The organism is Massilia sp. Masssp94 (genome assembly GCF_059491305.1).
The window spans coordinates 3,431,628-3,458,432 of sequence record NZ_CP168501.1 but is presented as its reverse complement, the minus strand read 5'-3'; the positions used below and the strand labels follow the sequence as shown (position 1 = coordinate 3,458,432).

The 26,805-nt window shown below is 65.9% G+C and carries 20 protein-coding genes and 1 tRNA gene; 8 read left to right on the top strand and 13 right to left on the bottom strand.

The window, feature by feature from the left end:
* Positions 1–54 precede the first annotated feature (54 nt).
* Positions 55–702, bottom strand: a complete 648-nt coding sequence (locus tag ACEN9G_RS15340) for a TetR/AcrR family transcriptional regulator (RefSeq protein ID WP_160410642.1) — start codon at positions 700–702, stop codon at positions 55–57.
* Positions 703–818: 116 nt separating this feature from the next.
* Here ACEN9G_RS15340 and ACEN9G_RS15335 point away from each other — a divergent pair, with 116 nt between their 5' ends.
* The 3 genes from ACEN9G_RS15335 (at position 819) to recQ (ending at position 3,876) form a co-directional block, all read left to right on the top strand.
* The gene (locus tag ACEN9G_RS15335; protein WP_413336965.1) at positions 819–1,091 is read left to right on the top strand and encodes a YkgJ family cysteine cluster protein; all 273 of its coding nucleotides are present in this window, start codon (positions 819–821) and stop codon (positions 1,089–1,091) included.
* A 108-nt stretch (positions 1,092–1,199) separates the two neighbouring features.
* A complete protein-coding gene (locus ACEN9G_RS15330) occupies positions 1,200–2,033 on the top strand; it encodes an undecaprenyl-diphosphate phosphatase (protein ID WP_413336966.1) in 834 nt (277 codons plus the stop codon).
* A gap of 22 nt (positions 2,034–2,055) precedes the next feature.
* Entirely contained in the window at positions 2,056–3,876 is a 1,821-nt protein-coding gene (recQ, locus tag ACEN9G_RS15325) for a DNA helicase RecQ (protein WP_413336967.1), read from the top strand.
* 59 nt (positions 3,877–3,935) lie between these two features.
* Here recQ and trmB read toward each other — a convergent pair whose 3' ends face one another.
* A complete protein-coding gene (trmB, locus tag ACEN9G_RS15320) occupies positions 3,936–4,616 on the bottom strand; it encodes a tRNA (guanosine(46)-N7)-methyltransferase TrmB (protein WP_413336970.1) in 681 nt (226 codons plus the stop codon).
* Positions 4,617–4,755: 139 nt separating this feature from the next.
* On the opposite strand from trmB, the gene ACEN9G_RS15315 reads away from it, so the two are divergent.
* Positions 4,756–5,874 (top strand): succinylglutamate desuccinylase/aspartoacylase family protein, encoded by a 1,119-nt coding sequence (locus ACEN9G_RS15315; protein WP_413336968.1) that lies wholly within the window; start codon positions 4,756–4,758, stop codon positions 5,872–5,874.
* Positions 5,875–5,961: 87 nt separating this feature from the next.
* Here the strand turns inward: ACEN9G_RS15315 and ACEN9G_RS15310 are convergent, their stop codons facing one another.
* From ACEN9G_RS15310 to ACEN9G_RS15290, 5 genes are all read right to left on the bottom strand, one after another.
* On the bottom strand, positions 5,962–8,646 hold the full coding sequence (locus tag ACEN9G_RS15310; RefSeq protein ID WP_483126744.1) for a bifunctional diguanylate cyclase/phosphodiesterase: 2,685 nt from the start codon (positions 8,644–8,646) through the stop codon (positions 5,962–5,964).
* Between the two features lie 102 nt (positions 8,647–8,748).
* Positions 8,749–9,171 (bottom strand): response regulator, encoded by a 423-nt coding sequence (locus tag ACEN9G_RS15305; protein WP_495605547.1) that lies wholly within the window; start codon positions 9,169–9,171, stop codon positions 8,749–8,751.
* Positions 9,172–9,423: 252 nt separating this feature from the next.
* Positions 9,424–11,463: a hybrid sensor histidine kinase/response regulator gene (locus ACEN9G_RS15300; RefSeq protein ID WP_483126743.1), complete on the bottom strand. Its 2,040-nt coding sequence runs from the start codon at positions 11,461–11,463 to the stop codon at positions 9,424–9,426.
* Between the two features lie 247 nt (positions 11,464–11,710).
* Positions 11,711–13,378, bottom strand: coding sequence for a group II intron reverse transcriptase/maturase (ltrA, locus tag ACEN9G_RS15295; RefSeq protein WP_413342612.1), 1,668 nt, complete (start codon positions 13,376–13,378; stop codon positions 11,711–11,713).
* A 17-nt stretch (positions 13,379–13,395) separates the two neighbouring features.
* Positions 13,396–13,469 (bottom strand) — tRNA-Gly (locus ACEN9G_RS15290).
* Positions 13,470–14,462: 993 nt separating this feature from the next.
* Between ACEN9G_RS15290 and epsC the strand changes: the two genes are divergently transcribed.
* Positions 14,463–15,395 (top strand): serine O-acetyltransferase EpsC, encoded by a 933-nt coding sequence (gene epsC, locus ACEN9G_RS15285; RefSeq protein WP_413342610.1) that lies wholly within the window; start codon positions 14,463–14,465, stop codon positions 15,393–15,395.
* On the opposite strand, the gene ACEN9G_RS15280 is transcribed toward epsC, so the two are convergent.
* The 4 genes from ACEN9G_RS15280 to ACEN9G_RS15265 all read right to left on the bottom strand — a co-directional run bounded on the left by ACEN9G_RS15280 (position 15,396) and on the right by ACEN9G_RS15265 (position 20,301).
* On the bottom strand, positions 15,396–16,415 hold the full coding sequence (locus tag ACEN9G_RS15280; RefSeq protein ID WP_483126742.1) for a TraB/GumN family protein: 1,020 nt from the start codon (positions 16,413–16,415) through the stop codon (positions 15,396–15,398). It abuts the gene before it with no gap.
* A gap of 10 nt (positions 16,416–16,425) precedes the next feature.
* The gene (locus ACEN9G_RS15275) at positions 16,426–17,445 is read right to left on the bottom strand and encodes a TraB/GumN family protein (RefSeq protein WP_413338918.1); all 1,020 of its coding nucleotides are present in this window, start codon (positions 17,443–17,445) and stop codon (positions 16,426–16,428) included.
* 115 nt (positions 17,446–17,560) lie between these two features.
* Positions 17,561–19,072, bottom strand: a complete 1,512-nt coding sequence (locus ACEN9G_RS15270) for a UdgX family uracil-DNA binding protein (RefSeq protein ID WP_413338938.1) — start codon at positions 19,070–19,072, stop codon at positions 17,561–17,563.
* The gene (locus ACEN9G_RS15265; protein WP_413338920.1) at positions 19,072–20,301 is read right to left on the bottom strand and encodes a putative DNA modification/repair radical SAM protein; all 1,230 of its coding nucleotides are present in this window, start codon (positions 20,299–20,301) and stop codon (positions 19,072–19,074) included. Before ACEN9G_RS15265 ends, ACEN9G_RS15270 begins: the two co-directional genes overlap by 1 nt.
* Before the next feature lie 167 nt (positions 20,302–20,468).
* Between ACEN9G_RS15265 and ACEN9G_RS15260 the strand changes: the two genes are divergently transcribed.
* The 3 genes from ACEN9G_RS15260 (at position 20,469) to ACEN9G_RS15250 (ending at position 23,001) form a co-directional block, all read left to right on the top strand.
* Positions 20,469–21,305, top strand: a complete 837-nt coding sequence (locus ACEN9G_RS15260; RefSeq protein ID WP_413338922.1) for an alpha/beta fold hydrolase — start codon at positions 20,469–20,471, stop codon at positions 21,303–21,305.
* Positions 21,306–21,395: 90 nt separating this feature from the next.
* Positions 21,396–22,004 (top strand): glutathione S-transferase family protein, encoded by a 609-nt coding sequence (locus ACEN9G_RS15255; RefSeq protein ID WP_413338924.1) that lies wholly within the window; start codon positions 21,396–21,398, stop codon positions 22,002–22,004.
* A gap of 10 nt (positions 22,005–22,014) precedes the next feature.
* Entirely contained in the window at positions 22,015–23,001 is a 987-nt protein-coding gene (locus ACEN9G_RS15250; RefSeq protein WP_413338926.1) for a bestrophin family protein, read from the top strand.
* A gap of 3 nt (positions 23,002–23,004) precedes the next feature.
* Here ACEN9G_RS15250 and ACEN9G_RS15245 read toward each other — a convergent pair whose 3' ends face one another.
* On the bottom strand, positions 23,005–24,573 hold the full coding sequence (locus ACEN9G_RS15245) for a tetratricopeptide repeat protein (RefSeq protein WP_413338927.1): 1,569 nt from the start codon (positions 24,571–24,573) through the stop codon (positions 23,005–23,007).
* A 6-nt stretch (positions 24,574–24,579) separates the two neighbouring features.
* Positions 24,580–26,802: a putative bifunctional diguanylate cyclase/phosphodiesterase gene (locus ACEN9G_RS15240; protein ID WP_413338929.1), complete on the bottom strand. Its 2,223-nt coding sequence runs from the start codon at positions 26,800–26,802 to the stop codon at positions 24,580–24,582.
* Between the last annotated feature and the right edge of the window lie 3 nt (positions 26,803–26,805).

Below are 26,805 nucleotides of genomic sequence, written 5' to 3'. Positions count from 1 at the left end.
CAGTTTCCGGGGCATGAACCCCGGAAAACAGCGTCTTGACGTAGGAAAACGGGGTCAAACGGGAGGCGCGGCCGGCAGGAGGCCATGCAGCGCCATGTCGAGGAAGGTGTCGAGGAAGGCCAGCGGCTCCAGCTCCGCACGCGGGCACGGGCCGACCGAATGCTTCCAGATGATCAGGGTGAGCATCGGGGCGACGAGCACCTGGGTCATCGTGTTGACGTCGATCTTGCGGAATTCGCCGCGCGCGATGCCCCGTTCGAGCATCGACGCCATGGCATTGGTGCCGCGGGTGATCACTTCTTCCTGGTAAAAGCGGGCCAGTTCCGGGAAATTGTCCGCTTCGGCCATGACGAGCTTGATGATGCCGGAGGCCTTGGTCGCGCCCAGCCGCTGCCACCAGGAGTGGATCAGCTGGCGCAGCAGGTCGGCACTGTGGCCGTCGAACTCGGCGACGGACGCCTCCGCCTCACCGATCACGGGCACGATATTGCTGCGCACGACGGCCTTGAACAGCTCTTCCTTGTTCTCGTAATACAGGTACAAGGTGCCCTTGGACACGCCGGCGCGGCGCGCGACGTCTTCCAGGCGTGTGGCGGCGTAGCCACGCTCGACGAACAGGTCGATGGCCGCCTCCAGCAACTCCTGGGGCCGCGCGTCCTTACGGCGCTCCCAGCGCGGCTTGGTGTCAAAAGGGCATGGCATGCTTCTGTCCGACAACTAACTATTGAGTCAGCAAATATAGACCTGGGGATAGGGACAGTCAAGAACGGCCGCCTTCACCGTAGTATACTGTCTGCTTGCCTGTCCCCGGTCTTTACATGCATATCCCGCCTTCTCCTGTTTCCTGCCGCCCCGGCTGCGGCGCCTGCTGCATCGCGCCGTCGATCACGTCTCCGATTCCAGGCATGCCAAACGGCAAACCTGCGGGCGTGCGTTGCGTGCAGCTGGACGAGCACGACGGCTGCAAGATTTTCGGGCAGCCGGGCCGCCCGCGCGTGTGCGGCAGCCTGCCGCCGTCGCGCGAGATGTGCGGCGACACGCGCGAGCACGCGATGTTCTTCCTGGCCGAACTGGAGCGCTTGACAGCCTGACATGGCGACACGGTAACTCGACGGCAGTCCCCTTCCTCATGGTAAGCTTGCGGCCCGCGCAATATCTGCCGCGCACGCGTCCCCAACCCTACCGAACCGCACACACCAATGGATATCATTCTCGCCCTGAAAGCGATCATCATGGGCCTCGTCGAGGGCTTCACCGAATTCCTGCCGATCTCGTCCACCGGACACCTGATCCTGGCCGGTAGTCTGATCAATTTCACTGGCGAAGTGGCCCAAGTGTTCGAAATCGCCATCCAGGCCGGCGCGATCCTGGCCGTGATGTGGGAATACCGTGCGCGCATCGGTGCCGTGCTGGGTGGCATCACGTCCGATCCGCGCCAGCAAAAGCTCGTCATCAACCTGATCGTCGCGTTCCTGCCGGCGGCCGTGCTGGGTTTCCTGTTCAGCAAGGCGATCAAGGCACACCTGTTCGCGCCGGTGCCCGTGGCCCTGGCGTTCATCGTCGGCGCGTTCGTGATCCTGTGGGCGGAGCGCCGCCACAAGGTGCTGCCGGGCGCGCACCGCATCCAGACCGTGGACGACATGAGCATCCTCGACGCGTTCAAGGTCGGCTGCGCCCAGTGCTTCGCGCTGATCCCGGGCACGAGCCGGTCGGGTGCGACGATCATCGGCGGCATGCTGTTCGGCCTGTCGCGCACGGCCGCGACGGAGTTCTCGTTCTTCCTCGCGATTCCCACGCTGCTGGCCGCGACCGTGTATTCCGTCTTCAAGGCGCGCCACGACCTGCACGCGTCCGACCTGCCGCTGTTCCTGATCGGCGGCGTGGCGGCGTTCATTTCCGCCTTCCTGTGCGTACGTTGGCTGTTGCGCTTCATCAGCACGCACGACTTCACGGGCTTCGCCTGGTACCGTATCGTGTTCGGTGTGGTCGTGTTGATCACCGCCCATTTCGGCTGGGTGGTCTGGGCCGAATAATTCGAGAGCAGCAAGTACCATCATGACGAGCGACATCGAGCAACGCGCGCTGCAGATCCTGCAGACGGTCTTCGGCTACCCCGCCTTCCGCGGTCAGCAGGCCGACATCGTCGAGCACGTGGCGTCCGGCGGCGATGCGCTCGTGCTGATGCCCACCGGCGGCGGCAAGTCGCTGTGCTACCAGATTCCCGCGCTGCTGCGCGACGGCGTCGGCGTCGTCGTCTCCCCGCTGATCGCGCTGATGCAGGACCAGGTCGACGCGCTGGCCGAAGTGGGCGTGCGCGCCGCGTTCCTGAACTCGACGCAGACGTTCGAAGAGACCCTGCGCATCGAACGCATGGTGCGCACCGGGGAGCTGGACCTCGTCTACGTGGCGCCCGAGCGCCTGATGACGCCGCGCTGCCTGGAACTGTTCGAGTCCGCGCACATCTCGCTGTTCGCCATCGACGAGGCGCACTGCGTGTCGCAATGGGGCCACGACTTCCGGCCCGAATACATCCGCCTGTCAATCCTGCACGAGCGCTTCCCGCACGTGCCGCGCATCGCGCTGACGGCAACCGCCGACCAGCTCACGCGCGCGGAAATCGCCCAGCGCCTGCAGCTGGAAGAGGCGCGGCAGTTCGTGTCGTCGTTCGACCGCCCGAACATCCGCTATTCCATCGTCGAAAAGACGAACGGCCGCAAGCAGCTGCTCGACTTCATCACGGCGGAACACCCGGGCGACTCGGGCATCGTCTACTGCCTGTCGAGAAAAAAGGTCGAGGAGACGGCGGAATTCCTCAACGAGAACGGCATCCGCGCCCTGCCCTATCACGCGGGCATGGAGTATTCGCTGCGGGCCGACAACCAGGCGCGCTTCCTGCGTGAAGACAACATCGTGATGGTGGCCACCATCGCGTTCGGCATGGGCATCGACAAGCCGGACGTGCGCTTCGTCTGCCACCTCGACCTGCCGAAATCGCTCGAGGGCTATTACCAGGAAACGGGCCGCGCGGGCCGCGACGGCCTGCCGTCCAATGCCTGGATGGCCTATGGGTTGCAGGACGTCGTGCTGCAGCGCCGGATGATCGACGAGTCCGAGGCCGACGAGAATTTCAAGCGCGTGCTGTCGTCGAAGCTCGACGCGATGCTGGGCCTGTGCGAGACGCTCAGCTGCCGGCGCATGCGCCTGCTCGAATACTTCGGCGAGCGCTCCGGCCCGTGCGGCAACTGCGACACCTGCCTCATTCCGCCGACGTCGTTCGACGCGACGGTGCCCGTGCAAAAGCTGCTGTCGGCCATCTACCGCGTCGACCAGCGCTTCGCGGCCGGCCACGTGATCGACGTGCTGCGCGGCGTGTCGTCCGAACGCATCGTCCAGTGGCACCACGACAAGCTGACCGTGTTCGGCGTGGGCGCCGAGCGCGGCGAGCAGGAATGGCGCGCCATCGTGCGCCAGACGATCGCCCTGGGCCTCGTCACCGTCGACCACGACGCGTTCAGTTCACTCAAGCTGACGGAAGCGGCGCGGCCGGTGCTGAAAGGCGAGCAGAAAGTGCAGCTGCGCCAGTACCAGAAGCCCGTGAAACCCAAGCGCACGTCGACGCCGCGCGGCAGTTACGAGGAAGTCGAGCTGTCGAAGTCCGAGCAGGCGATCTTCGACAAGCTGCGCTGGTGGCGCGTCGAGACGGCGCGCGCGCACGGCGTGCCCGCGTACGTCGTGTTCCAGGACGCCACGCTGCGCGAGATCGCCAAGGTCAAGCCGGTGTCGCTCGACCAGTTGCGCGGCGTCTCGGGCGTCGGCGAGAAGAAGCTGACGTCCTACGGCGACGAGATCGTCGGGATCATCAGCGAGATGGTTTGAGGTGTTTTTTTCGTGGGCACCGTGATTGATGCCCCCGGCATCAATCACCCCACGCGTCGTTATCTCCTCGTGAAGACGAGGTCCCACACGCCGTGGCCGAGTTTGAGGCCGCGGTTCTCGAACTTGGTCAGCGGCCGGTACGACGGCTTTTCCGCATAGCCCTCGGCCGTGTTCTGCAACGCCGGCTCGTTGCCCAGCACTTCCAGCATCTGCACCGCGTAATCTTCCCAGTCCGTCGCGCAATGGATGTAACCGCCCTGCGCCAGCTTCTGGCACAGCAGTTGCACGAACGGCGGCTGGATCAGGCGGCGCTTGTTGTGGCGCGCCTTGTGCCACGGGTCGGGGAAGAAGATGTGCACGCCCGCCAGCGAACCGTCGGCGATCATGTTGTTCAGTACCTCGACGGCATCGTGCTGGATGAGGCGCAGGTTCTGGATGTCCTGTTCGCCGGCCAGTTTCAGCAGGCTGCCCACGCCCGGCGTGTGCACTTCGACACCGACGAAATCCTTGTCCGGCATCGCCTTCGCGATGTGCGCCGTCGTGTCGCCCATGCCGAAGCCGATCTCCAGGATCAGCGGCGCGGTGCGGCCGAACGGGGCGTGGAAATCGAATTGGGCCTTGCGGTACTCGATCAGGTAATGCGGACCATACGCTTCCAGCGCGCGCGCCTGGCCGGTCGACAGGCGGCCGGCGCGGGTGACGAAACTGCGGATGCGGCGGTCGGTCGGGTCGTAGAGCATCGGGCGGCCCTGCTCGTTGGTAGGCGTATCGGCGGACATGGGGAATGAAAGAATGAGGAAAAAACGGGCGCCATTATAACCCGGCGCTTTCCGGCCGCGATCTCGGACATAATGCATCTGTTGCAACCAGGAGCCACCGATGCGCCAGCAGACCCACCCGATCGCCACCGAAGACAACGTCGCCGCCTACCGCCTGACCTCCTTCCACTACGGTACGCCAGGCAGCGGCAGGAAGGTCTACATCCAGGCCTCGCTGCACGCGGACGAGGTCCCCGCGATGCTCGTCGCGCACGTGCTGCGCCGTGAGCTCGGCCGGCTGGATGCGGAGAACAAGGTCACCGGCGAGATCATCCTGGTGCCGGCCGCGAATCCGATCGGGCTGTCGCAGGTGATCCACGGCGCGCCGTTCGGGCGTTTCGACCTCGCTACCGGCACCAATTTCAACCGCTCGTACCGGCACGTGGCCGCGGCGTTGAAGGCGTCGCTGCAGGACAAGCTCGGCGCGGATCCCGCCGCCAACGCGGCCCTCGTGCGCGAGCACGCGCGCCGCGAGGTGGCCGCATGGCTGCCATCGAGCGCGACGGAAGAGCTCAAGAAGACGCTGCTGGGCATGGCGATCGACGCCGACATCATGCTCGACCTCCACTGCGACAACGAGGCCGTGCTGCACATGTACACGGGCACGCCGCTCGCCGGGCGGGTAAAACCGCTGGCCGCGCTGATGGGCGCGCACGCCGTGCTGCTGGCGACGGAATCCGGCGGCGAGCCGTTCGACGAAGCGTGCAGCCGCGTGTGGTGGGAACTGGCGGAACACTTCGGCGGCCGCTTCCCGATCCCGTCCGGCTGCGTGGGCGTGACGGTCGAGCTGCGCGGCGAGAACGACGTGCGCTACGACCTGGCCGAACGGGACGCGCACGCGCTGCTGCAATACCTGGCGCGCGAAGGCGTCGTCGACCTGCCCGTCGCGCCGCTGCCGGCGCCGCTGTGCGAACCGACGCCACTGGAAGGCGTGGAACCGCTGCACGCGCCACATGCGGGGGTGCTCGTGTTCCTGAAAAAACTGGGCGACCAGGTGCAGGCGGGCGACGCCGTCGCCGACATCGTCGATCCGGTCAGCGGCAGGACGACGACCCTGCGGCCCACGCAGTCGGGCGTGCTGTTCGCCAGTACGGCGCATCGGCATCTGCTGCGCGGGATGCACGTCTGCAAGATCGCGGGGGCGGAGGCTTGGCGGACGGGGAGTCTGTTGGGCGCCTGAACCGTCATTCCCGCGCACGCGGGAATCCATGCTGAGGCGCAGGATTCGGAAGCTCAGCATGGATCCCCGCTTTCGCGGGGACGACGACTAGGCGGCCAGCGCTTCCTTGAACAGGTAACGCTGCGCCAGCAACGGCGCGATCGCCGCCGCCGGCAGCGGCCTCGCAACAAAATACCCCTGCACCTCGTTGCACTTCAGCGCACGCAGGATCTGCAGCTGCTCCTCGTTCTCGACGCCTTCCGCCACGACTTCCATCCCGAGCGCGTGCGCCATCGACACGATGGCCTGGAAGAACACGGTGCCTTCGCGCGAGCGTCCCAGTTCGGCCGTGAACGAGCGGTCGACCTTCAGGACGTCCATCTTCATGCGCTGCAGCTGCGACAGCGACGAGTAGCCGGTGCCGAAATCGTCGACGTGCAGCTTGACGCCCAGCGCGCGGATCGCGGCCAGCTCGGCGAGGATCTCGGCCTGGTCGCCCATCATCGCGGACTCCGTGATCTCCACTTCGAGCAGGCCGGCCGGCACGGCGTGGCGGGCCAGCGCGTCTTCGAGCTCGCGCTGCACGCTGCCGCGCAGGAACTGCTTCGGCGAGACGTTGATCGACACCGGCACCGGCACGGCGCCGTGCGCGCGCCAGGCCGCCAGCTGGGCGCAGGCCTGGTCGATCACGATGGCGCCGATCGGCACGATCAGGCCGCTGGATTCGGCCAGCGGGATGAATTCGTCCGGGCGGATCATGCCCAGCTGCGGATGCTCCCAGCGCAGCAGCGCTTCCATGCTCAGGAGCTCGCCCGTGCACGTGTCCACGCGGGGCTGGTAGTGCAGCACGAACTGGCGCTTGTCGATCGCTTCCAGCAGGCGCTGGCGCAGCTGGGTGCGCGTCTTGAGGATGTTCGACTGCGCGGGGTCGAAGAAGCGGTACTGGCCCTTGCCCTCGGCCTTGCCCGCGTACATGGCGATGTCGCCGTGGCGGATCAAGGTGGCCGCATCGAGGCCGTCGCGCGGGTACACGGCGATGCCGACCGAGGCGCCGATCATGTGCTGGTCGTCGGCGATCGGGAACGGTTTACTGAAGGCTTCGACGATGCGCGTGGCGACGATGGCCACCTGCTGGTCGCTGTCGAAGGGGCTCAGCAAGACGACGAATTCGTCGCCGCCGAAACGCGCCACGCTGTCGCCCGGACGCAGTTGCGACAGCAGGCGCTCGGCCGCCAGCTGGAGCAGGCGGTCGCCGACGGCGTGGCCGTGCGTATCGTTGACCTGCTTGAATTCGTCGAGGTCGATGAACAGCAGCGCCGCGCCGTGGTCGCCGTCGTCCGCGCGCGCCAGCGCCACGGGCACGAAGTTCAGGAACCAGTGGCGGTTCGGCAGGCCGGTGAGGCTATCCTCGTTGGCCAGGCGCGCGAGCTGGGATTCGTGTTCCTTGCGCTCGCTGATGTCCTGCAGGGTGACGGCGAGGTTGTCGCCCACGCGCACGATGCGGCGATGGCCCCAGCGGATGTTCAGCCGGTTGTTGTCGGGCATGCGCCGGTCTTCCTGGTGGAAGCCGACGGCCAGCGCCGTACGGTAATTGGCGGTCAGGTCGTCGAAGGACTTGCCGTGGTGGAGCTGCGAAATCAGGCTGCCGACGAGTTGCGCGTGCGTCGTGCCGTAGAAGAAGGCGCCGCGCTCGTTGCAGTCGACGATGCGGAAGTCGACCGTCTGCCCCTTGCGGTCGCGCACCGGCGCGATCATGTAGAAACCGTCGTTGCCGCTGTCGGTGGCCGTGCGGTAGGCGCGCTGGATCTCGGCCCGCTCGCGCGCCCGCGCCGCCGCGCGCAGCGACAGCATGCTCGCACCCAGCGCCAGCAGGGTCAGCACGGCGGTGGCCACCAGCGTGTGGTTGCGGCTGTCCGTCCAGTAGGCGTCGGCCGCTTCCAGCACGGCCGTATGCGACAGCGCGACGAGGGCCACGAGCGGATACGCGCCGGAGCGGCGCCAGCCCAGCACGCGCGGCTCGCCGTCGGCAAAGCCGCCCTGCCCGCCGACCAGCTGCACGCCGCGCGCCACCGGCCAGCGGTCGGCGTTCGCGGGCAGCAGCGAGGCGGCGCCCATGGTCCGCACGATGCCGCTGGCGTCCTGCTCGACGCGCAAGGCGTTGTCGGTGCCGACGAGCGCCAGCAGGCTGCCGGGCCCCAGCGTGGGCGAGCTGACGAACGACGTGAAATACGCGGCGTCGACGGCCATCAGCAGCACGCCGTCGAAGCCGTCGTCAGGCGTGTCGAGCCGGCGCGTGAAGAGGATGGTGCCACGCGCTTCGTCCAGTTCCGGCGGCGGCGTGCCGATGCGCAGCGCGGTCGAGATGGCGTTGCGGTGCTGGATGAAGAAGTCGGCCCGGGACAGATTCAGCCCGCGCGCGTGGATGCGGCTCGAGGAGCGGACCGCGCCGTCCGGCCCGATCACGCTCACGTTGACGAAGGCGGCGTCGGTGAACATGCCGTCGCGGCGCATGTTCTCGATCAGGCTGCGGTCGCGCGCGTGCTCCCAGCTGTGCTTGAGCTGCATGGTGATCTGGTCGACCTGGGCGACCGAGCGGGTGACGTACTGCTCGTAGGCTTCGGCATACGCGTCGGCCTCCTTGAACGCCTGCTCCTCGGCGCGCCGGCGTTCCGCGCCGGCGTGCAGGATGGTGGCGGTCCAGAGGGCGGCACAGGCGAGCAGGGCCAGCGCGGGCCACAGCAGCGCGAGGAATCGGTGGGTGCGCGGGGCGGTGTGCGCACTGGACTTGGACATGCGGGTTCCGTCAGAAGGGCGTGCGGGGATGCACGCTCAGTTACTGTTCAGCAACTCGCAGTGTAAGAAAAGAAAGTGACGGGATGATGACACGGCCGCGCGTCAGGCCGGCGTGCCCTTCGCCAGCGCCTGCGCCAGCGCATCCACGTCGGCCGGCTTCACGAAATGGTAATGGAAACCCGCGGCCTTCGACGCGTCGCGGTCCTGCTGCTGGCCATAGCCCGTGAGCGCGATGAACAGCGCCCCGGCCGCACGCGGCAGCGCGCGGATCTGGCGCGCCAGTTCGTGGCCGTCCATGCCCGGCAGGCCGATGTCGAGGACGAACGCGTCGAAGGACCGTTCGCGCGCGCAGGCGAGCGCCTGCAGCGGGTCGTATTCGATGGACGCCTCGTGGCCCAGCACCTCCAGCAGCATCGCCACCGTCTGGGCGGCGTCGGCGTTGTCGTCGACGACGAGCACGCGCCGCACGCCCGGCTGCGCCGCGGCGCCGCCGGGCGTCGACGGCCACGGCCCCCGGCCCCGCATGCGGCGGCCTGGCCGTCGACGCGGCACCCTTGTCCGGTCCCACGCCCTGCGTGGCGGCCTGTCCGCCGTGCCGTTCGAGGAGGCTGATCTCCTGCGGTTTTTCGATGGTGTCGTACATATGCTCGTCCCCGTTTTCGCCCGCGTTGACTATGGTACGAAAATACGCCGCCCCGGCGCGCAACCTACGCAGGGGGGCATGCACCTAGGATAGCGCTCCTTGTTCCGCGCGGCAATACGCGCACGCAAGAACGTTCAGCGCCGCGCTTCCGCCCGGGCCAGCACCTCGTTGACCTCGTTCAGGTCGGCCGGCTTGACGAGGTAATGGTCGAAGCCGGCCTGCTGGGCCTCCTCGCGGTCCTGGTTCTGGCCGTAGCCGGTCAGGGCGACGAGCGTGGCGCCCGCGCTCTCGGGCTGCGCGCGCAGGCGCCGCGCCAGTTCGTAGCCGTCCATGTCGGGCAGGCCGATGTCGAGCAGCAGGACGTCCGGATGCTCGCTTCTCGCCCGCGCCAGCGCGCCGCGCGCATCGTATTCGACGCTGACCGCGTGGCCCTGCACTTCGAGCAGCGCGGCCAGCATCTGGGCCGCGTCGGCATTGTCGTCGACGACCAGCACGCGCAGGTTGCCATTGTCCGGCGCCGCGCCCGCCGCGGCCCCGCCGCCATCGTTGGCCGCCGCCGCCGGCGCGCGCGCCGCGCACGGCAGGCAAATCGAGAACTCGCTGCCCTGTCCCAGGCCCTCGCTGCGGGCATGCACGGTGCCGCCGTGCAGCGCGACGAGGCTTTTCACCAGCGCCAGGCCGATCCCGAGCCCGCCCTGCGACCGGTCGGGCGTGCGCTCGGCCTGCGTGAACAGGTCGAAGATGTACGGCAGGACTTCCGGCGCGATGCCGACGCCGTTGTCGCGCACGGCCACGGTCACCTGCCCGTCGCCCACGGTCACGGCCAGCACGATGCGGCCGCCCGGCGCCGTGTACTTGGCGGCGTTGTTGAGGATGTTCGAGATGACCTGCACGAGGCGCGTGCGGTCGCCCGTCACGTGCGCCGGCTGGCCCGACAGCTGCAGGGTCAGCGCATGGCGGCGCGCGTCGATCAGCGGCCGCACCTGCTCGACGGCGGCGGACACGATCACGTTCAGGTCCAGCGCTTCCATCTCCAGCGTGACGAGGCCGCGCGTGACGCGCGAGACGTCCAGCAGGTCGTTGACGAGGTCCGTCATGTGCTCGGCCTGGCGCACGATGATCTCGCTGGCGTTGGCCACGCTCCTGGCGTCCAGCCGGCCGAGCTTCAGCAGCTGGGCCGCCGTCATGATGGGCGCGAGCGGATTGCGCAGCTCGTGCGCCAGCATCGCGAGGAACTGGTCCTTCTGGCGGTTGGCGGCGCGCAGCTCGTCCTCGACGAGCTTGCGGTCGGTGACGTCGCTGCCTTCCACGAAGATGCCGCTGACGGCCCCGTTCTCGTCGCGGATCGGCTGGTAGACGAAGTCGATGTAGCGCTCTTCCAGCGGCCCTTCCGGCTCGCGCTGCAGGCGCACGGGCAGCGCATGGCCGACGAACGGCTCGCCCGTCGCGTACACGCGGTCGAGCAGTTCGAGGAAGCCCTGGCCAACGATTTCCGGCAGCGCCTCGCGCGCGCGCTTGCCGACGATCGGGCGGTGGCCGACCAGCTGCATGTACGACTGGTTCGTCAGCTCGAACACATGCTCGGGGCCGCGCAGCACGGCCATGATCCCGGGCGCCTGCGAGAACAGGCCGCGCAGCCGCTCGTTTTCCTCGTTGCGGTATTTCTCGGCCAGCACCTGCTCGGTGACCTCGACGCACGCGCAATACATGCCGGCGATGGCCCCGTCCTCGTCGCGCACGGGCGAATACGAGAACGTGAACCAGGTCGGCTCGTCGTAGCCGTGGCGGTTCATCACGAGATACAGGCGGTCGGCATACGTCGCCTCGCCGCGCAGTGCGCGTTCGATCAGCGGGTTGATGTCGTGCCAGATCTCGGCCCAGATATCGTGGAAGCGCCCGCCCAGCGCGGCCGGATGCTTGTCGCCGAGGACCTCGCGATACGGATCGTTGTACAGGAATGCGAGTTCCTTCCCCCAGGCGACGAACATGGGGAATTTCGAGTTGAGCATCAGCCCGACGACCGTGCGCAGCGCCTGCGGCCACGTGCGCGGATGGCCCAGCGGCGACGTGGACCAGTCGTGCGCACGCATCATCGCGCCCACTTCGCCGCCGCCGCTCAGGAACATCAGGGCGCCGGCATGGTTTTCGTCAGACTGTTGTCTGTTTTCTTGCATGATTGACACTGGTTGAAGCAACAACGCCAGTGTGCCATAAGGGCTTGCGGCAGGGCGCGCACGGCGGGACGGCCGCGTGCAGGCGTGCATGCGTGCATATGAGGGGAATGTCGAGGGATGGAGCGGGTGAAGGGAATCGAACCCTCGTCGTAAGTTGGGTAAGGAGAGCGCCTCGCGGCACTCCCCTCCCCTTAGAACCGTACGTGCGAGTTTCCCCGCATACGGCTCAAGCAATCCATCAGCATCCCTACTTGAACATCGAGATGCCGGCAGGACCGTGTTTCTCTCTAGCGTGATACTGCATATGGCAGTTTTGGTGCAACAACACCAGGTTGGTCAACTTGTCAGATCCACGTTCAGATCGCTTGACGATATGGTGCAGATGCCACCCCGTCTCGCGTGTGATCTTCTGTTCGCACACCGGGCACCGACCTTCCTGCCACCACCACAACCATCGCAGCTTTCGCCGCCCCTCCAGAGTCCTCTCCATCCGCTGCGCGAGCCGTCTGGAGAAGTATTCATCATCCTTCGGATCATATGGATTCGCGTCGCTGTTGATCTTGGCATGGACCTGCTTCGTATAACCACCCAAGACCGGCAGGAGCTTATCCTTATCGGCGAAATACCACTCACGCCCCTTTACACACCTGAAGTAGCGCTTCTTGACCCACTTCTTTCCCTTGTTGGGATGGCGTCTGCACGCCCAGCGCCACAACGCTTGCCAGATTTGATGATCGCACTTCGCAAACGTCCGGGTCGAGTTCTGGCTTCGATGATAGTTGGCCCATCCCCTGATGACCGGCGTGAGTTTCTCTATCACCTCGACCTGTGCTACGGCCTGTCGTGTTCTCAGAAATTCCCGAATCTTGTCCAGAAACGTCTTCTGGTTCTTCTTGGAAGGTTGCACTAGCAGCCCACTGTCGAAGTACCTGACGTTCCATCCCAAAAAGTCGAATCCCTCCGTCACATGCGTGACCTTGGTTTTCTTCTCCGAGAGAACAAGTCCTCTGGTCGCAAGAAACCGCTCGACCAGAGGTTTTACTTCATTTTCCAGAAGTTCTTTCGAACTGCCTGTAATGATGAAGTCATCCGCATAACGCACCAGATTGACCTTCGCGGTCCGCGCTTCTCTCACCGTTCGGAACAGTGAGGCAAGTTCGTTTTGCAGCCCATCCAATGCGAGATTCGCCAGTACCGGAGAGATGATGCCTCCCTGCGGCGTTCCGGCTTGCGTCGGGAACAGCCTTCCCATCTCGACGAACCCTGCTCTCAGCCATTTCTTTAGGACACCCTTGTCCATGCAGACATTGGCGGCCAACCAGTCGTGGCTGATATTGTCGAAGCAACCTTTGATATCCCCTTCAAGAACCCACTTGGGAGACACCTCACGGCTCAGTACATTTCGTACCTGACCGATGGCATCCGCCGTCGAGCGTTCCCGTCGAAAGCCATATGAATGAGGATCGCCGATGGTTTCGGCAACAGGGTCCAGTGCTAACAGGTGCAGCGCTTGCATGGCTCGATCACGCATGGTGGGAATGCCCAACGGGCGCTTTTCACCATTAGCTTTCGGGATATAGATGCGACGTAGTGGCAGAGGCTTGTATCTCTTGATACCGAGACCATTCACCGCCTGCCATTTCTCTTCTGGGGTGCTCCAGGTCTGCTGATCCACACCAGGAGTTTTCCGGCCACGATTCTCCGTTACCCGCCTCACGGCCAGAGCTTTCGCTCCGGTGGATTTGGTCAGGAGTCTCTGCAGGGAGCGCACCTTCCGCCATTCACCTGCTTTTGCTGCCTTCGCAATGCGTGCCTGTATCCTCGCGACAGTCTGATAAATTTTGACCCACGAAATGTCGTGCCAAGATTTCCAGCCTGTGGAGGCAATATCACAATCGTACTGACTTGCGTCCATATCAACCTCCGGTCGATTGGAGCGGGTGAAGGGAATCGAACCCTCGTCATAGGCTTGGGAAGCCTCAGCTCTACCATTGAGCTACACCCGCATCGTCCCAAAGGGAATAGACGCACTTTGCCCCCAACGGGGCATGCGTTATCCCCACTGGGTGCGATTAACAGACCTGTCTTGCGACAGATCACCAGATGGAAGTCTGCACGTTTTCACGTTAGGGCAATCTTTTCATCCCCTATCCTCTCCATTACAGAGAGGCATTCGCTTTTTCCATCATCCTCTACCTACTATAGCATCAGGCAACCTCGCGATTACCCTTGTCTGCCGTACAGGCCAGACGCCATATCAGGCTTACCTCGTTCCGTACAGGCAACAGGATTAGGAAGGTTCTGCCTTTTCGCCGGTGATACCTATGTCAGCGTGTCCGCACCAAGCAGACGGACAACCGATCACGTCGAGCCTCTTGCCGTTGCGTTTGGCTCGTCAAGCTTGACGACGTTTAATAGCAGTTCACTTTGCGTTAACCATCTAATCCAGCCTAGCGCCTCGTCCGATCGCAACTACCGAACTCCCAGCAAATCCCTCACGGAACCTACCGTACCCCGAAAGGTGGCTACATTGTCGGAGCGCTCAGCACCCCACCGTTACCAGTGACGCACCGCTCCTAGGCTACGAGGGGCTGAACCCTCGGTCTTGCCGGCCGCTGATGCACCTCAAGACAATTGCTTGTACAGCCTTCGTCGCTACATTTGTTGCTCATCAGACCTGTTCTCCCCATGGTAGCAAAGGTGCAGCTGGGGATTGACCACACTCTATGACGTGGTGTGGAGGAACGGCGTCCTTAGCGACTCGAGTCGCACGCTTGGGAAGCTTCTGCTCTACCATTGAGCTACACCCGCGTTGCCCGCATTCTACGCGGGTTCACGTTCCTTTGTCACCTTAGACATTTTTCGACATGAGCTTGTGTCGAAAAATTCGTTGAGCCACCCATGGATGGGCTCGTATATTGAACACTCGTCCATCAGCACAGCGGAGGCACCGTGAGGCCAACTCTTTCCGACCAACACCGCCTCCGGGAGCACGACTGATGGCCGACTTCGACATCGGCGCGATCGTGCGCGACCTGAACGAGGCGCGCCGCCAATGGCGCCAGGCGCATCGTCCGGCCGGCGAGGTGCGCGGCATCGAGTTTCCGTCGCGCGACGCGCTGGCGACCATCGTCGGGCAGTTGAAAGGCGTGCTGTTTCCGCTGCGCCTGGGTCCGCCCGACCTGCGCCAGGAAAGCGAGGATTTCCACGTCGCCCACGCGCTGGACACCGCCCTGCACGCGCTACTGCGCCAGGTCCGCATCGAGCTGCGCTACAGCGCCGCGCTGCGCCACCTGACCCATACCGACATCGAACCGCAGGCGCTCGAGGCCACCCGCGCGTTCGGCGCCGCGCTGCCCGGCATCCGCACCCTGCTCGACAGCGACGTGATCGCCGCCTTCCAGGGCGACCCGGCCGCGCGCAGCGTCGACGAAGTGCTGCTGTGCTATCCGGGCATCCACGCGATGATCCATTACCGCCTCGCGCATTGCCTGTACGGGCTCGGCCTGCCGTTGCTCGCACGCATCATCGCCGAGCAGGCGCATGCGGAAACGGGCATCGACATCCACCCGGGCGCGACGATCGGTGCCGGCTTCTTCATCGACCATGGCACGGGCGTCGTGATCGGCGAGACGGCCGTCATCGGCCAGCGCGTGCGCCTGTACCAGGCCGTCACGCTGGGCGCGAAGCGCTTTCCCGCGAATGTCGACGGCACCCTGCAGAAGGGCTTGCCGCGCCATCCTGTCGTCGAGGACGACGTCGTCATCTATGCGGGCGCCACCGTGCTGGGCCGCATCACGATCGGCAAGGGCGCCGTCATCGGCGGCAATGTCTGGCTGACGCACGACGTGCCGCCGGGTGCCCGCGTGGCCCAGGCCGCATCGCGCGAGGACGACCTGGGCGCATCGGACATATCGGGCGAGCCGGTGTAGTTACCTCGGACTTTCGACGACGTAACCCCTGGCCTGCAGGCCGGCCAGGTAGCTCGTCGGGCCGAGGATGTCCTGGATCTCCAGCACGGCGAAGGTGGCGGCATTGCTGGCCAGCGCATTCTCCGCCGCCTTCAGCCACGACGTGCGCAGGCGCTGGCGCACCTGGCGCAGGGCCGCCGCGTCCTTCGCGATCGAGCTGTTCATGACGGCGTCCAGGCAGGCATCCCGCCGCTCCGCGAAGTTCAGGCCGCGGATCTCGGCGATGTCGCCGTTGGCCCAGGCATTCGCGCGCACGCGCATCGTTTCGAGATCGGTGTCCAGGGTGTCGAGCGTCTTCGTGAAGCAGACGAGGTCGGCCACCTGCGAATTCTTGAAGTCGCGCACGAGCTTGCGCGGATCGTCGACCATGACGTCGTAGCCCGAGTCGGTCATTTTGACCTTGTTCTTTTTCGCGACGTCCTCGATCTTGCCGAGCACTTCGCTGCCATAGCTCAGGCCGCTTTTCTTGAGGCCGGCGAGCAGCAGTTCCTCGCCGGCGAAGACGGGCCGGTAATGCTCGATGCCGTCGTCTTCGCCGATGTACTTGGCCTTCAGCACCGTCCAGTGCGCGTAAACGTCGGCCGGGACCACGTCATGCAGCACCGCATCGTCCGGATTGCGCTTGATGCCGATGAGGCTGGGCAACGCCGTCAACCCGCTGAAGAAACCGATGTGGGCTTTCGCGACGGGCGGCATCAGGACTTCCTGCGACTTCGCCACGAGGCGCTCGACGCGCGACGCATCCCACTCCATGTTCCGCGGCAGCGGAGAATAGGTGCCGAAGACCCACATCACGTGCGTTCCCTTCGACACCTTCCACACGCCGGGGCCGGGCCGGCGGCCTTCGATGACGACCGTCGCGGGAACGGCGCCGGCGGCCTCGGCGGCGGCGGCTTGCGCGGCCTGGTCCACGCTCTGCGCGAACGCCGGCGGGACCAGCAGAGCCAACGAGAACACATACCCGTTGATTGTCTTCGTCATGGCGTGTTCCTTATTTCGGGCTCTCGACCGTATAGCCTTGCGCCTGCAGGTCGGCCAGATAGCTCTGCGGACCGATGACGTTCTTCATCGGCAGGAGCGCAAACGTCGACGTGTTGTCGGCCAATGCTTTCTCGGCCGCCTTCATCCAGTTGGCACGGATGCGCTCGGGAAGATGCTGGAATGCGGGAGAATTTTTGGCGAACTGGCTGTTGAAGATGGCGTCGTTGCACGCCTTGTCGCGCTCGGCGTAATCGAGGCTCGACATCTCGGCGATATTGCCATTGGCCCAGGCGTTCGCGCGCACGCGCATGGCGTCGATATCGCCTTCCAGGCGGTCCAGGGTCTTGGTGAAGCACGCCACGTCTTCCACTTGCGACTTCTTGAATTCCTTCATCAGCGCGCGGGGATCGTCGACGTCCATGCTGAGCGTGGTCGACGTGATCTTGACCTTGTTGTGCCTGGCCGCCTTTTCGATCTGCTCTTCCACGCCGGTATTCTGGGTCAGGCCGCTTTTCGACAAGCCCTTGCTCAGCAGCGTGTCGGCGACGAAGATCGGGCGGCGCCGCTCGATGCCGTCATCATCGCCGATATACTTGCCCTTCAATACCTGCCAGCGCGCATACACGTCCGCCGGGAGCACGTCGTGCAGCGTGGCGCCGTCCGGATTCTTGTCGATGCCGATCGCGGTCGGCAGCAGGGTCAGGCCCCGGAAGAAGCCGACCTCCATGCGGGCACCCGGCCGTGTCAGCACTTCCTGCGACTTGCCGACAAGACGTTCCACGCGCGCCGCATCCCACTCCATCTTCTGCGGCAGCGGGGAATACACGCCGAACACCCACATCACGTGGTCGCCCTTCGATACTTTCCAGACGCCGGGACCGGGCCGGCGGCCTTCGACCACGACCGTCGCGGGGACGGTGTCAAAGGCCTCGGCGGCGGTGGGCGCGGGTTCGGGCTCGGGCGTGGTCTGGGCCAGAACAGGCAGGGTCAGGAAACTCAGGTAAAGCGCACATGCATACCGTTTGCTCATCGGGCATCCCATCGTTGTTGTTGTGTGCGCAAAAGCTTAGCGCCACCGATGAGCTTAGCCTATCGAGGCAACGAAGTGTTACATCTTTGACATGCATATATCGCAACGGCAACGTTCACGCGTCCGGTACGTCGACCGGGCGGTCCAGGAGCGCGTGCGCCAGCCTGAGGCCCTCGACCATCGTGTCGAAGGCCTCGCGCTTCGCGTCCTCGCCCGGCACGCGCAGCACATACGACGGGTGGTATGTCGTGACGACCCAGCGCCCTTCGTGGCGCAGCGGTTTGCCGAGGGAATTCTTGAGCGTGACGTTGGCCGTGCGCAGCACCGACTTCAGCGCGGTGGCGCCGAGGGCCACGATGACGGTCGGCTTGACGCTCGCCAGTTCCTTGTCGAGCCAGTAGTGGCAGGCCTCGATCTCGCGCTGGACCGGCGTCTTGTGCAGGCGCCGCTTGCCGCGCGGCTCCCACTTGAAATGCTTGACGGCGTTGGTGACGTAGATCGTGTCGCGGTCGACGCCGGCCGCCTCGCACACGCGGTCCAGCAGCTTGCCGGCCGGGCCGACGAACGGCTGCCCCGCCAGGTCTTCCTGGTCGCCCGGCTGCTCGCCGACGAACATGATCTTCGCCCGCTTGGGTCCCTCGCCGCCCACGGCCTGCGTCGCGAACTGCCACAGCTCGCAGCGCCGGCATTCGTCCAGTTTCGACGGCTGCTGGCGTTCCGGTTGCGCATCCTCGGGGGCGATCGGGATCGTCGTGCCCTTGCGCTGGCCGACGGCCTCGTACTGGCCCACCTTGCGCGCACCCAGCGCCGCCTCGCTGACCATGTGCGGCACGATCTTCGCCTCCGGCAGGTTCTTCCACCGGTCCGACTGGATATGCTGGTGCATCACGTTCGTGTTCAGGCGGGCCGGGTTGAACACGCTGCGGTAGTAGGTCAGCCACAGGGCTTCGCCCGTGTCTTCGAGGTCGGCCGCATCGCGCACGAGCGGTCCCGTGTTGTGCAGCGTATGGCCATCCCACAGGACGCTCGCCTCCGGCGTGGCGATCATCCAGCTAACCTTGCCCATGCGCGAGACGAAATGGTCGGCCACCTGGGGCAGCACGTCGTGGCGCGGCTCGTACCAGGCGACGAAGCGCGGCGGGCCGGCTTCTTCCGGGCGCTCGCGGAAGCGGATGTAGGCATGCATGTCGTGTTCCTCGCGGCGGACCGCCTTCACCATCGCGTGCAGCCGGGCGCCATCCTCGTCGGCCGGCGACTGCACGTCGTGCTCGCCCAGCTGCCAGCGCCAGATCACGCGGTACAGGAAGGCCCAGCGGTCCGGCACGCGGCAGCAGGCGGCCGACTGCAGCATCTCCATCAGCGAGCGCGGGATGTGCGGCGCGGGGCGCAGCGGCTCATTCCTTGGCTCGTCCGGCGGTATGACGGGATTATGCGGTGCCTCGGCGGGGGCCGGCGCACCCGTGAACAGGTCGCCGCCGGCCAGCAGGTCGCCCATGTGCGGCACGCCCCACGTCACCTGGTCGGGCGGGATGCCGTGGACGAGCAGCTCGCGCGCGGCCTCGCGCCACTCCGCGAACGTCTCGACCTGCACCGGCTGCCCTGTCCGGACCAGCGCATCCGCCGCCATCACGCCGCCTGCAGTTCCGGCCACAAATTCATCTGCTGGGGGGCGTCGGCCAGGTTACGCCGCAGCAGGTCGGACGACGCGGTGCCCTGCGCCGGCTTGTAGTCCGCCGTGATCACGAAGGGCGCCAGCTTTTTCAGGCTGCAGCGCAGGCGCGACAGGTCTTCCCAGCGGATGCGCCGCAGCCGCCGCAGGTCGATCAGGCGCTTGGCCGTGCGCAGTCCGATGCCCGGCACGCGCGCGATCATGGTCTCGTCCGCGCGGTTCAGGTCGAGCGGGAAGTGGTCGCGGTTCGCGAGCGCCCAGCCCAGCTTCGGGTCGATGTCCAGCGCCAGGTTGCCGGCCGTGGGCATCAGCTCCTTCGCCGTAAAACCGTAGCCGCGCAGCAGGAAGTCGGCTTGGTACAGCCGGTGCTCGCGCAGCAGCGGCGGCGGCGCGGACGGCACGCTGGACGGGCTGTGCGGGATCGGGCTGAACGCCGAGTAGTACACGCGTTTCAGTTTATAGCTGCCGTACAGCGTCTGCGCGGTATTCAGGATCGTCTGGTCGTCGCTGGCGTCCGCGCCGACGATCATCTGCGTGCTCTGCCCCGCCGGCGCGAACGTGGGCGCCTTGGGGTGGTCGTCCTTTTCGTCCAGTTTCGTGCGGATGGAACCCATCGCCAGCTTGATCGTGTGGACGCTCTTTTCCGGCGCGAGCTTCGTCACGCTGTCCTGCGTGGGCAGCTCGATGTTCACCGACAGCCGGTCGGCATAGCGGCCCGCCAGTTCGATGAGGCGCGGGTCGGCATCGGGAATCGTCTTGAGGTGGATGTAGCCGCGGAACTGGTGGTCTTCGCGCAGGCGGCGCGCGACCTCGACCAGCTGTTCCATCGTGTAGTCGCTCGACTGGATGATGCCGGAGCTGAGGAACAGGCCGTCGATGTAGTTGCGCAGATAAAAATCGCGCGTGAGCTTCACGACCTCGTCGACGGAAAAGCGGGCGCGCGGCACGTTCGACGTGCGCCGGTTCACGCAGTACTGGCAATCGTAGACGCAGAAGTTCGTCAGCAGGATCTTCAGCAGCGACACGCAGCGTCCGTCCGGCGTATAGCTGTGGCAGATGCCCATGCCGTTCGTCGCACCCAGCCCGTCCTTGTCGACGGAATCGCGCCTGGGCGCGCCGCTGCTGGCGCAGGAGGCGTCGTACTTGGCCGCGTCGGCCAGGATCTCGAGCTTGTCTTTGAGTTCCATCGCGAATAAATACTGTATATATAAACAGTATATCGCGAATCGCTCCCGCCGTGCCGTGCGCGAACGCACTGTTGCGCGGTTTGCGCCAGATCAATGTGCGTGCCGCTGACGGTGGTTTCACAGTGGTAATATCAGTGGATTGTTACATGCTTCGGCCAGGATTCACCATGTCTGTACAGTTTCGCAACAACGTCCACGTCACCGGCTCCGGACCTGTCACCATGGTGTTCGTGCACGGTTTCGGTTGCGACCAGACCATGTGGCGCTTCCTGGCGCCGGCGTTCGCGCAGCGCTTCCGCGTCGTGCTGTACGACCTCACGGGCAGCGGCCGCTCCGACTGGGAAGCCTACGACCGCGCGAAGTACGCCAGCCTGCAGGGCCACGTGACGGACCTGCTGGACATCCTCGACGCCTGCGCGGCCGGTCCGACCGTCGTCGTCGGGCACTCGGTCGGCGCGTCGATCGGGCTGCTGGCGTCGGTGGCGGCCCCGGAGCGTTTCCTCGCCCAGGTCCTCGTCGGCCCGTCGCCCTGCTACATCAACGACGGCGATTACATCGGCGGCTTCAACCGCGAGGACATCGACGGCCTGCTGCAGGCGATGGAGACGAACTTCCTCGACTGGTCGCGCAAGATGGCGCCCGCGATCATGGGCGCGCCCAATCGTCCGGAACTGGGCGCGGAACTGACGCGCAACTTCTGCCGCAACGATCCCGCCATCGCCAAGCATTTCGCGCGCGTGACCTTCCAGGCCGACATCCGCGCCGAAGTCGAACACTCCACCGTCCCCGCCCTGGTCCTGCAATGCAGCGACGACCTGATCGTGCCGCGCGAAGTGGGCGAATGGCTGCACGAGCACTTGGCGCACAGCACGCTGAAGGTCATCGACAACGTGGGCCACTGCCCGCATTTGAGCGCGCCGACGGCCAGCTCGGTCGCGATCGATACCTTCCTCGCACGGACGCTGCGCCAGGATGCACGGCTCGCCTTGAATCCGGCAGTGTAAGACAGGACGCAATCCGGTGCCGAAAATGCACCAATACGCGGCATGGACCCGTGCGATAGTGGCGCCGCTATCGACACCACCGGAGACACCATGCAGCTCTACCACATGCGCGGCGCCTGTTCGCTGGCCGACCTGATCGTTCTCGGCTGGCTCGGCGTGCCGCACGAGATCGTGCCGATGACGCTCGACTCGGTCAAGGCGCCCGCCTACCTGGCGCTCAACCCCGGCGGCAACGTGCCGCTGCTCGTGCACGACGACCTCGCCCTCACGGAAAACGTCGCCATCCTCGGCTACCTGGCCGACCTCCATCCGCATGCGCGGCTGGCGGGCGACGGCAGCCCGCGCGGCCGGGCCGAAGTCATGCGCTGGCTGGCGTTCCTCAATTCGGACGTCCACAAGGCATTCAAACCCCTGTTCGCGCCGGAGCGCTTCCTCGACGAACGCGACCTGGACGAGCAGCTGGCGGCCAACGCGCGCCGCCATGTCCGGGCATACCTCGAACGCCTCGACGGCGCGCTCGCGGACCGCGACTGGCTCACGGGGCAGCGTTCGATCGCCGATCCCTACCTCTACGTCGTGCTGCGCTGGGCACAAGCGAAAGGCGTCGACATGGCGGGCCTCGATGCGCTGGCCGCGTTCCACGAGCGGATGTCGCGCGATCCGGCGGTGCGCGACGCGCTGCGCGCCGAGGAAGCCTGACCGGACGTCCATGCACATCGGGAAGTCCTACGGGCTGTTCGAGTTCGCGCATTGGACCCGGCGCCACATCTACCCGCTCGCCGCGGTCGCCGGCACGGTCGCGGCCCTGTACCAGCTGGGCGGCTGGCATTGGCTTTCCCTGCCGTGGCCCGTGCTCGCGCTGCTGGGTACCGCCGCGTCGTTCATCGTCGGGTTCAAGAATGCGCAGAGCTATGGCCGCACGGTCGAAGCCCAGCAGATCTGGTCGTCCCTCGCGGCCGCCAGCCGCCACTGGGGCCTGATCTGCCGCGATTTTCCGACCGACGAGCGCGCGATCCCCGCGCTGGTCACCCGCCACCTGGCCTGGCTGACGGCCGTCCGCTACCAGCTGCGCGCGCCGCGCGTGTGGGAGGCCGCCACGGCCGCGGCGAATGCCGAATACCGGGAACGCATGTTCGACGTGGCGGAACGCAGCGTGCCGCTCGAGGCCGAACTGGCCCGCTATCTGCCGCCGGACACCGTCGCCCACCTCCTGACCGTCGACGACGTCCCCGCCGCGCTCATGTCCCTGCAGAGCCGCGCCATCCGCGACCTGTTCCACGGCCAGGCGCTGCAGATGCTGCAATACGCCGAGATGCAAAAGACCCTGAAGGACCTGATCGATCAGCACGCGCGGGCGCAACGCCTCAAGGATTTTCCTTATCCGCGCCAGTACGCGATCGTCAATTCGCTGTTCGTCTGGCTGTTCGCCCTGCTGCTGCCACTGGGTACGGTGCGGGAATTCGCGCGGCTGGACGGACAGATGGCGTGGCTGGCCGTGCCGTTCAGCGTGCTGATCGGATGGATGTACCTGGCACTCGACCAGGTCGGCGCCAGCACCGAGAATCCGTTCGAAGGCAGCGCCAACGATGTGCCGATCACGTCCCTGTCGCGGGCGATCGAAGCCGAGTTGAGCGTGCTCCATGGCCTGCCCCACGACCGGCCACCCGCCCCGCCGGCCGGCCACATCGTGCTCTAGGATCTAGGCCGCGCCGATATAGCCGTTGGCCTGCGCCAGCAGTGCCGGTTCCATGCGCGCGGCGATGCGCCGGATATAGTTCGCGGCCGGCGCGATGCCCGCGGCGCCCGCGCGGTGCAGCCATGCATAGGCTTCGACGAGATCGAGCGGCACGCCCTGCCCCGCCGCATACATCACGCCGAGGTTGAACTGGGCGCGCGCATGGCCCTGGCGCGCGGCGCACAGGTACCAGAAGTGCGCGGCCTCGTAATCGCGCTCGGCGCCGTGGCCGCTGTCGTGGCGCAGGCCCAGCGCGAACTGCGCGAGCGCGTGGCCCTGCTCGGCCGCCTTGCGGTACCACAGCGTCGCCTGGCGCGGATCGACCGTGCCCGTGTCGTCGCGGTCGAGGAGTTGGCCCAGCGCGTACTGCGCGGGCGCGTAGTCCTGGTCGGCCGCCTTGCGGTACCAGTACGCGGCTTCGCGTTCGTCCTGCGTGACGCCATTGCCGCTCTCGTAGCGCAAGGCGAGATCGAACTGCGCGCGCAGGTGGCCCTGTTCCGCGGCCTTGCGATACCAGTCCAGTGCGATGGAAGGATCCTGCACCACGCCATGGCCCGCATCGTACAACTGGCCGAGGTGGTATTGCGCGCCGGCGAAGCCCTGCTCCGCGGCGAGGGCGTACCAGTACGCGGCCTGCACGTAATCCTGCTCGACGCCCTGGCCGTGTTCATGACGCAGGCCGAGATTGTCCTGCGCGCCCGCGTGTCCCTGCTCGGCGGCGCGCCGGAACCACGCGAGCGCCAGCTCCGGATCGCGCGCGACGCCATGGCCGGCATCGTGGATCAGCGCGAGGTTGAACTGCGAGCTGGCGTGGCCCTGCTCGCCCGCGCGGCCGTACCACAGGACCGCCTTCTCGCTGTCCTGCGGCAGGTCCTGGCCCTTGTCGTAGCGGAGGCCCAGGTTGAACTGCGCGGGCGCATAGCCCTGCTCCGCGGCCTTGCGGAACCAGTGGATGGCCTGCTGCACGTCGCGTGCGATGCCCTGGCCACTGTCGTATCTGAGTGCGAGATTGAACTGCGAGCGCGCGTAATTCTGTTCGGCCGCCTTGCGATACCACTCGACGGCCTGCGCGACGTCCTGGGCGACGCCCTTGCCGCCCTCGTACATCATGCCGAGATTGTGCTGGGCGCCGGGGTCGCCCTGTTCGGCGGCCTTGTTAAACCAGTGCAGCGCCTCATGCACGTCGGCCGGCGTGCCCTGTCCCTTCGCATACAACCAGCCCAGGTTGTACTGGGCCTGCACGTAGCCCTGCTCCGCGGCTTGCCGGTACCAGTACAGCGCCTGGCCCAGGTCCTGCGCCACGCCTTGCCCCTTCTGGTACATCACGCCGAGGTTGTACTGCGCCTGTTCGAGGCCGCTGCTCGCCGCCATGCGATACCAAGCAACGGCCTGCTCGTAGTTGCGCGGCACGCCGTGGCCGTTCACGTACATGAAGCCCAGGCTGTGCTGGGCCGTGGCGACGCCGCGCTCCGCGAGCGCCTTGACCCGCAAGAACTCAGCGGTATGGCGAGCGTCGGTCTCGCTGGGGGTCATGACGCATCAGGCCTGGAAGGCGAGCACGTTCGAGACGCCCGCCGGCAGTGTCTGCCCGCGCAGCACGTCGATGAAGCGGCCGAGCGGCATCGGGCGGTGGTACAAATAGCCCTGCATCGTCAGGCAGCCGTTCGCGCGCAGGTAGCCGGCCTGCGAATCCGTCTCGACGCCTTCCGCGATCAGGTTCAGGCCCAGGCCGCGCGCGATCGAGATGATCGCGAGGACGACCGGATAGTGCCCGTGCTCGTCGTGGATCTCCTTGACGAACGACTGGTCGATCTTGATCGTGTGGACCGGGAAGCGGTGCAGATAGGCCAGCGACGAATAGCCGGTGCCGAAGTCGTCGATCGCGACGGACACGCCCAGCTGGCCGAGTTTGTTGAGCTGCTCGATCGCGTGCTGCGGGTTGCGGATGCAGATGTTCTCGGTGATTTCGACTTCGATCTGGCTCGGCGCGATCCCGTAGCGCAGCAGCGCGTTGCGCATCTTTTCGTAGAAATCGCCGCGGTCGAGGTATTGCGGCGACAGGTTCAGCGACAGCCGCACCTGGTTGCCGCCGATGTTCTTCCACTGCAGCATGTCGCGGCACAGCGCGCCGATCATCCAGTCCGAGATCGGCAGCATCAGGCCGTTCTCTTCGGCGAACGGCAGGAATTCGCCCGGCGACACGACGCCGCGCGTCGGATGGTTCCAGCGCATCAGTGCCTCGGCGCCGACGATGCGGCCGCTGATGGCGTCGATCTGCGGCTGGTAGTACATCTCCAGCTCGTTGTTCTCGAGCGCGCGGCGCAGGCTCTGTTCCAGCGCGATCTTCTGGTGCGACACGTCCTGCATCGACGGGTCGTAGAACGCGTGGCCGTTCTTGCCCTGCCCCTTGATCTGGTACATGGCGATGTCGGCGTGACGCAGCAGCTCGTCGATCGATTCGCCGTGGACCGGATAGACCGCGATGCCGATCGAGGCCGAGATGTGCACGGCGTGGCCGTCCAGGTCGAACGGCTCCTGCAGCACCTCGAGGAATTTGTCGGCCACCATGCGCGCGTCGTCGCGGTCGCGCAGTTCCGGCAGCACGATCGTGAATTCGTCGCCGCCCTGGCGCGCCAGCGTGTCGCCCTTGCGCAGGCATTCTTTCAAACGGCCCGCGGCCTGCTGCAGCAGCTCGTCGCCCTTGACGTGGCCGAGCGTGTCGTTCACGAGCTTGAAGCGATCGAGGTCGATGAACATGACGGCAAGTTCCGTCTGTTTGCGCTTGGCCTGGATGACGGCGAGGCCGAGGCGGTCCTTGAACAGGATGCGGTTCGGCAGGTCGGTCAGGATGTCGTGGTAGGCCTGGTACGAGATGACTTCCTCGGCGCGCTTGCGGTCCGTGATGTCGCGCGCGACGCCGTACGTGCCGTAGAACTCGAGCCGTTTCACTTCCTGGTCGGGCACGTGCATGCCGATCGCGTTCAGCGAGATCGTCATCAAGGTGTTGTTGAAGGTGCGTTCCTGGTTGGCACCCGCATGGCACTTCAGGCGCAGCTCGACGTTGCGCGAGGCCCGCTCGTCGACCCGGCGCTCGTTGAAGACGTAGCGCGCGCGCTCCAGGTCTTCGTCGTGCACGAGGATCGAGTAATGCTGGCCGATGAGTTCTTCGCGCTTGTAGCCGAGCAGCTGGTAGGCGCGGTCGTTGATGAAGGTGAACTTGCCTTCGTGGTTCAGCGTGTAGATGATGTCCGGCGACGAATCCACCAGGTAGCGGTACATCTTTTCCGAGTTTTCCAGCTGGCTCGCGATGCGCGCGTTGGCCTGTTCCAGGCGGCGCTGCTTCAGGGCGTTCGCGACGGTCTTGAGCAGTTCCTCGCGGCTGTACGGCTTGCGCAGGTAATCGTAGGCGCCGCGTTTCAGCGCGCCGATGGCGGCGTCGATGCCGACCTCGCCGCTCATCACGATCACGTCGGCGTCGATGCCCTTCTCGTTGATGAAGTCCATGATCTCGTGGCCGCCGATGTCGGGCAGGCGCAGGTCGAGCAGCACGAGGTCGAAGCGCAGGCGCGCCAGGTGCGCGAGGGCTTCTCCTCCTGTGGCGGCCGTGACGAGCTGGTAGCCGCGGCCCTGCAGCAGTTCGTACAGGGAGGTGAGCAGGCGCGGTTCATCGTCGACGAGCAGGAGTCGGGGCTGGTCGATGCCGAGCGAGGATTGCGTGTCGTGGGGGCTGGACGACGTGGCGCTGGCGGAGAATGGATTCATTGT

What these genes read in the sequence shown, in the direction of transcription:
- ACEN9G_RS15335 (WP_413336965.1), top strand. Translation starts at nt 819, where the DNA reads ATGCATATCCCGCCTTCTCCTGTTTCCTGCCGCCCCGGCTGCGGCGCC.
- ACEN9G_RS15300 (WP_483126743.1), bottom strand. Translation starts at nt 11,463, where the DNA reads ATGCAAGAAAACAGACAACAGTCTGACGAAAACCATGCCGGCGCCCTG.
- ACEN9G_RS15255 (WP_413338924.1), top strand. Translation starts at nt 21,396, where the DNA reads ATGCAGCTCTACCACATGCGCGGCGCCTGTTCGCTGGCCGACCTGATC.
- ACEN9G_RS15260 (WP_413338922.1), top strand. Translation starts at nt 20,469, where the DNA reads ATGTCTGTACAGTTTCGCAACAACGTCCACGTCACCGGCTCCGGACCT.
- ACEN9G_RS15280 (WP_483126742.1), bottom strand. Translation starts at nt 16,415, where the DNA reads ATGACGAAGACAATCAACGGGTATGTGTTCTCGTTGGCTCTGCTGGTC.
- ACEN9G_RS15275 (WP_413338918.1), bottom strand. Translation starts at nt 17,445, where the DNA reads ATGAGCAAACGGTATGCATGTGCGCTTTACCTGAGTTTCCTGACCCTG.
- ACEN9G_RS15250 (WP_413338926.1), top strand. Translation starts at nt 22,015, where the DNA reads ATGCACATCGGGAAGTCCTACGGGCTGTTCGAGTTCGCGCATTGGACC.
- ACEN9G_RS15315 (WP_413336968.1), top strand. Translation starts at nt 4,756, where the DNA reads ATGCGCCAGCAGACCCACCCGATCGCCACCGAAGACAACGTCGCCGCC.
- ACEN9G_RS15340 (WP_160410642.1), bottom strand. Translation starts at nt 702, where the DNA reads ATGCCATGCCCTTTTGACACCAAGCCGCGCTGGGAGCGCCGTAAGGAC.
- ACEN9G_RS15270 (WP_413338938.1), bottom strand. Translation starts at nt 19,072, where the DNA reads ATGGCGGCGGATGCGCTGGTCCGGACAGGGCAGCCGGTGCAGGTCGAG.
- trmB (WP_413336970.1), bottom strand. Translation starts at nt 4,616, where the DNA reads ATGCTCTACGACCCGACCGACCGCCGCATCCGCAGTTTCGTCACCCGC.
- ACEN9G_RS15310 (WP_483126744.1), bottom strand. Translation starts at nt 8,646, where the DNA reads ATGTCCAAGTCCAGTGCGCACACCGCCCCGCGCACCCACCGATTCCTC.
- epsC (WP_413342610.1), top strand. Translation starts at nt 14,463, where the DNA reads ATGGCCGACTTCGACATCGGCGCGATCGTGCGCGACCTGAACGAGGCG.
- ACEN9G_RS15265 (WP_413338920.1), bottom strand. Translation starts at nt 20,301, where the DNA reads ATGGAACTCAAAGACAAGCTCGAGATCCTGGCCGACGCGGCCAAGTAC.
- ACEN9G_RS15305 (WP_495605547.1), bottom strand. Translation starts at nt 9,171, where the DNA reads ATGCGGGGCCGGGGGCCGTGGCCGTCGACGCCCGGCGGCGCCGCGGCG.
- recQ (WP_413336967.1), top strand. Translation starts at nt 2,056, where the DNA reads ATGACGAGCGACATCGAGCAACGCGCGCTGCAGATCCTGCAGACGGTC.
- ACEN9G_RS15240 (WP_413338929.1), bottom strand. Translation starts at nt 26,802, where the DNA reads ATGAATCCATTCTCCGCCAGCGCCACGTCGTCCAGCCCCCACGACACG.
- ACEN9G_RS15330 (WP_413336966.1), top strand. Translation starts at nt 1,200, where the DNA reads ATGGATATCATTCTCGCCCTGAAAGCGATCATCATGGGCCTCGTCGAG.
- ltrA (WP_413342612.1), bottom strand. Translation starts at nt 13,378, where the DNA reads ATGGACGCAAGTCAGTACGATTGTGATATTGCCTCCACAGGCTGGAAA.
- ACEN9G_RS15245 (WP_413338927.1), bottom strand. Translation starts at nt 24,573, where the DNA reads ATGACCCCCAGCGAGACCGACGCTCGCCATACCGCTGAGTTCTTGCGG.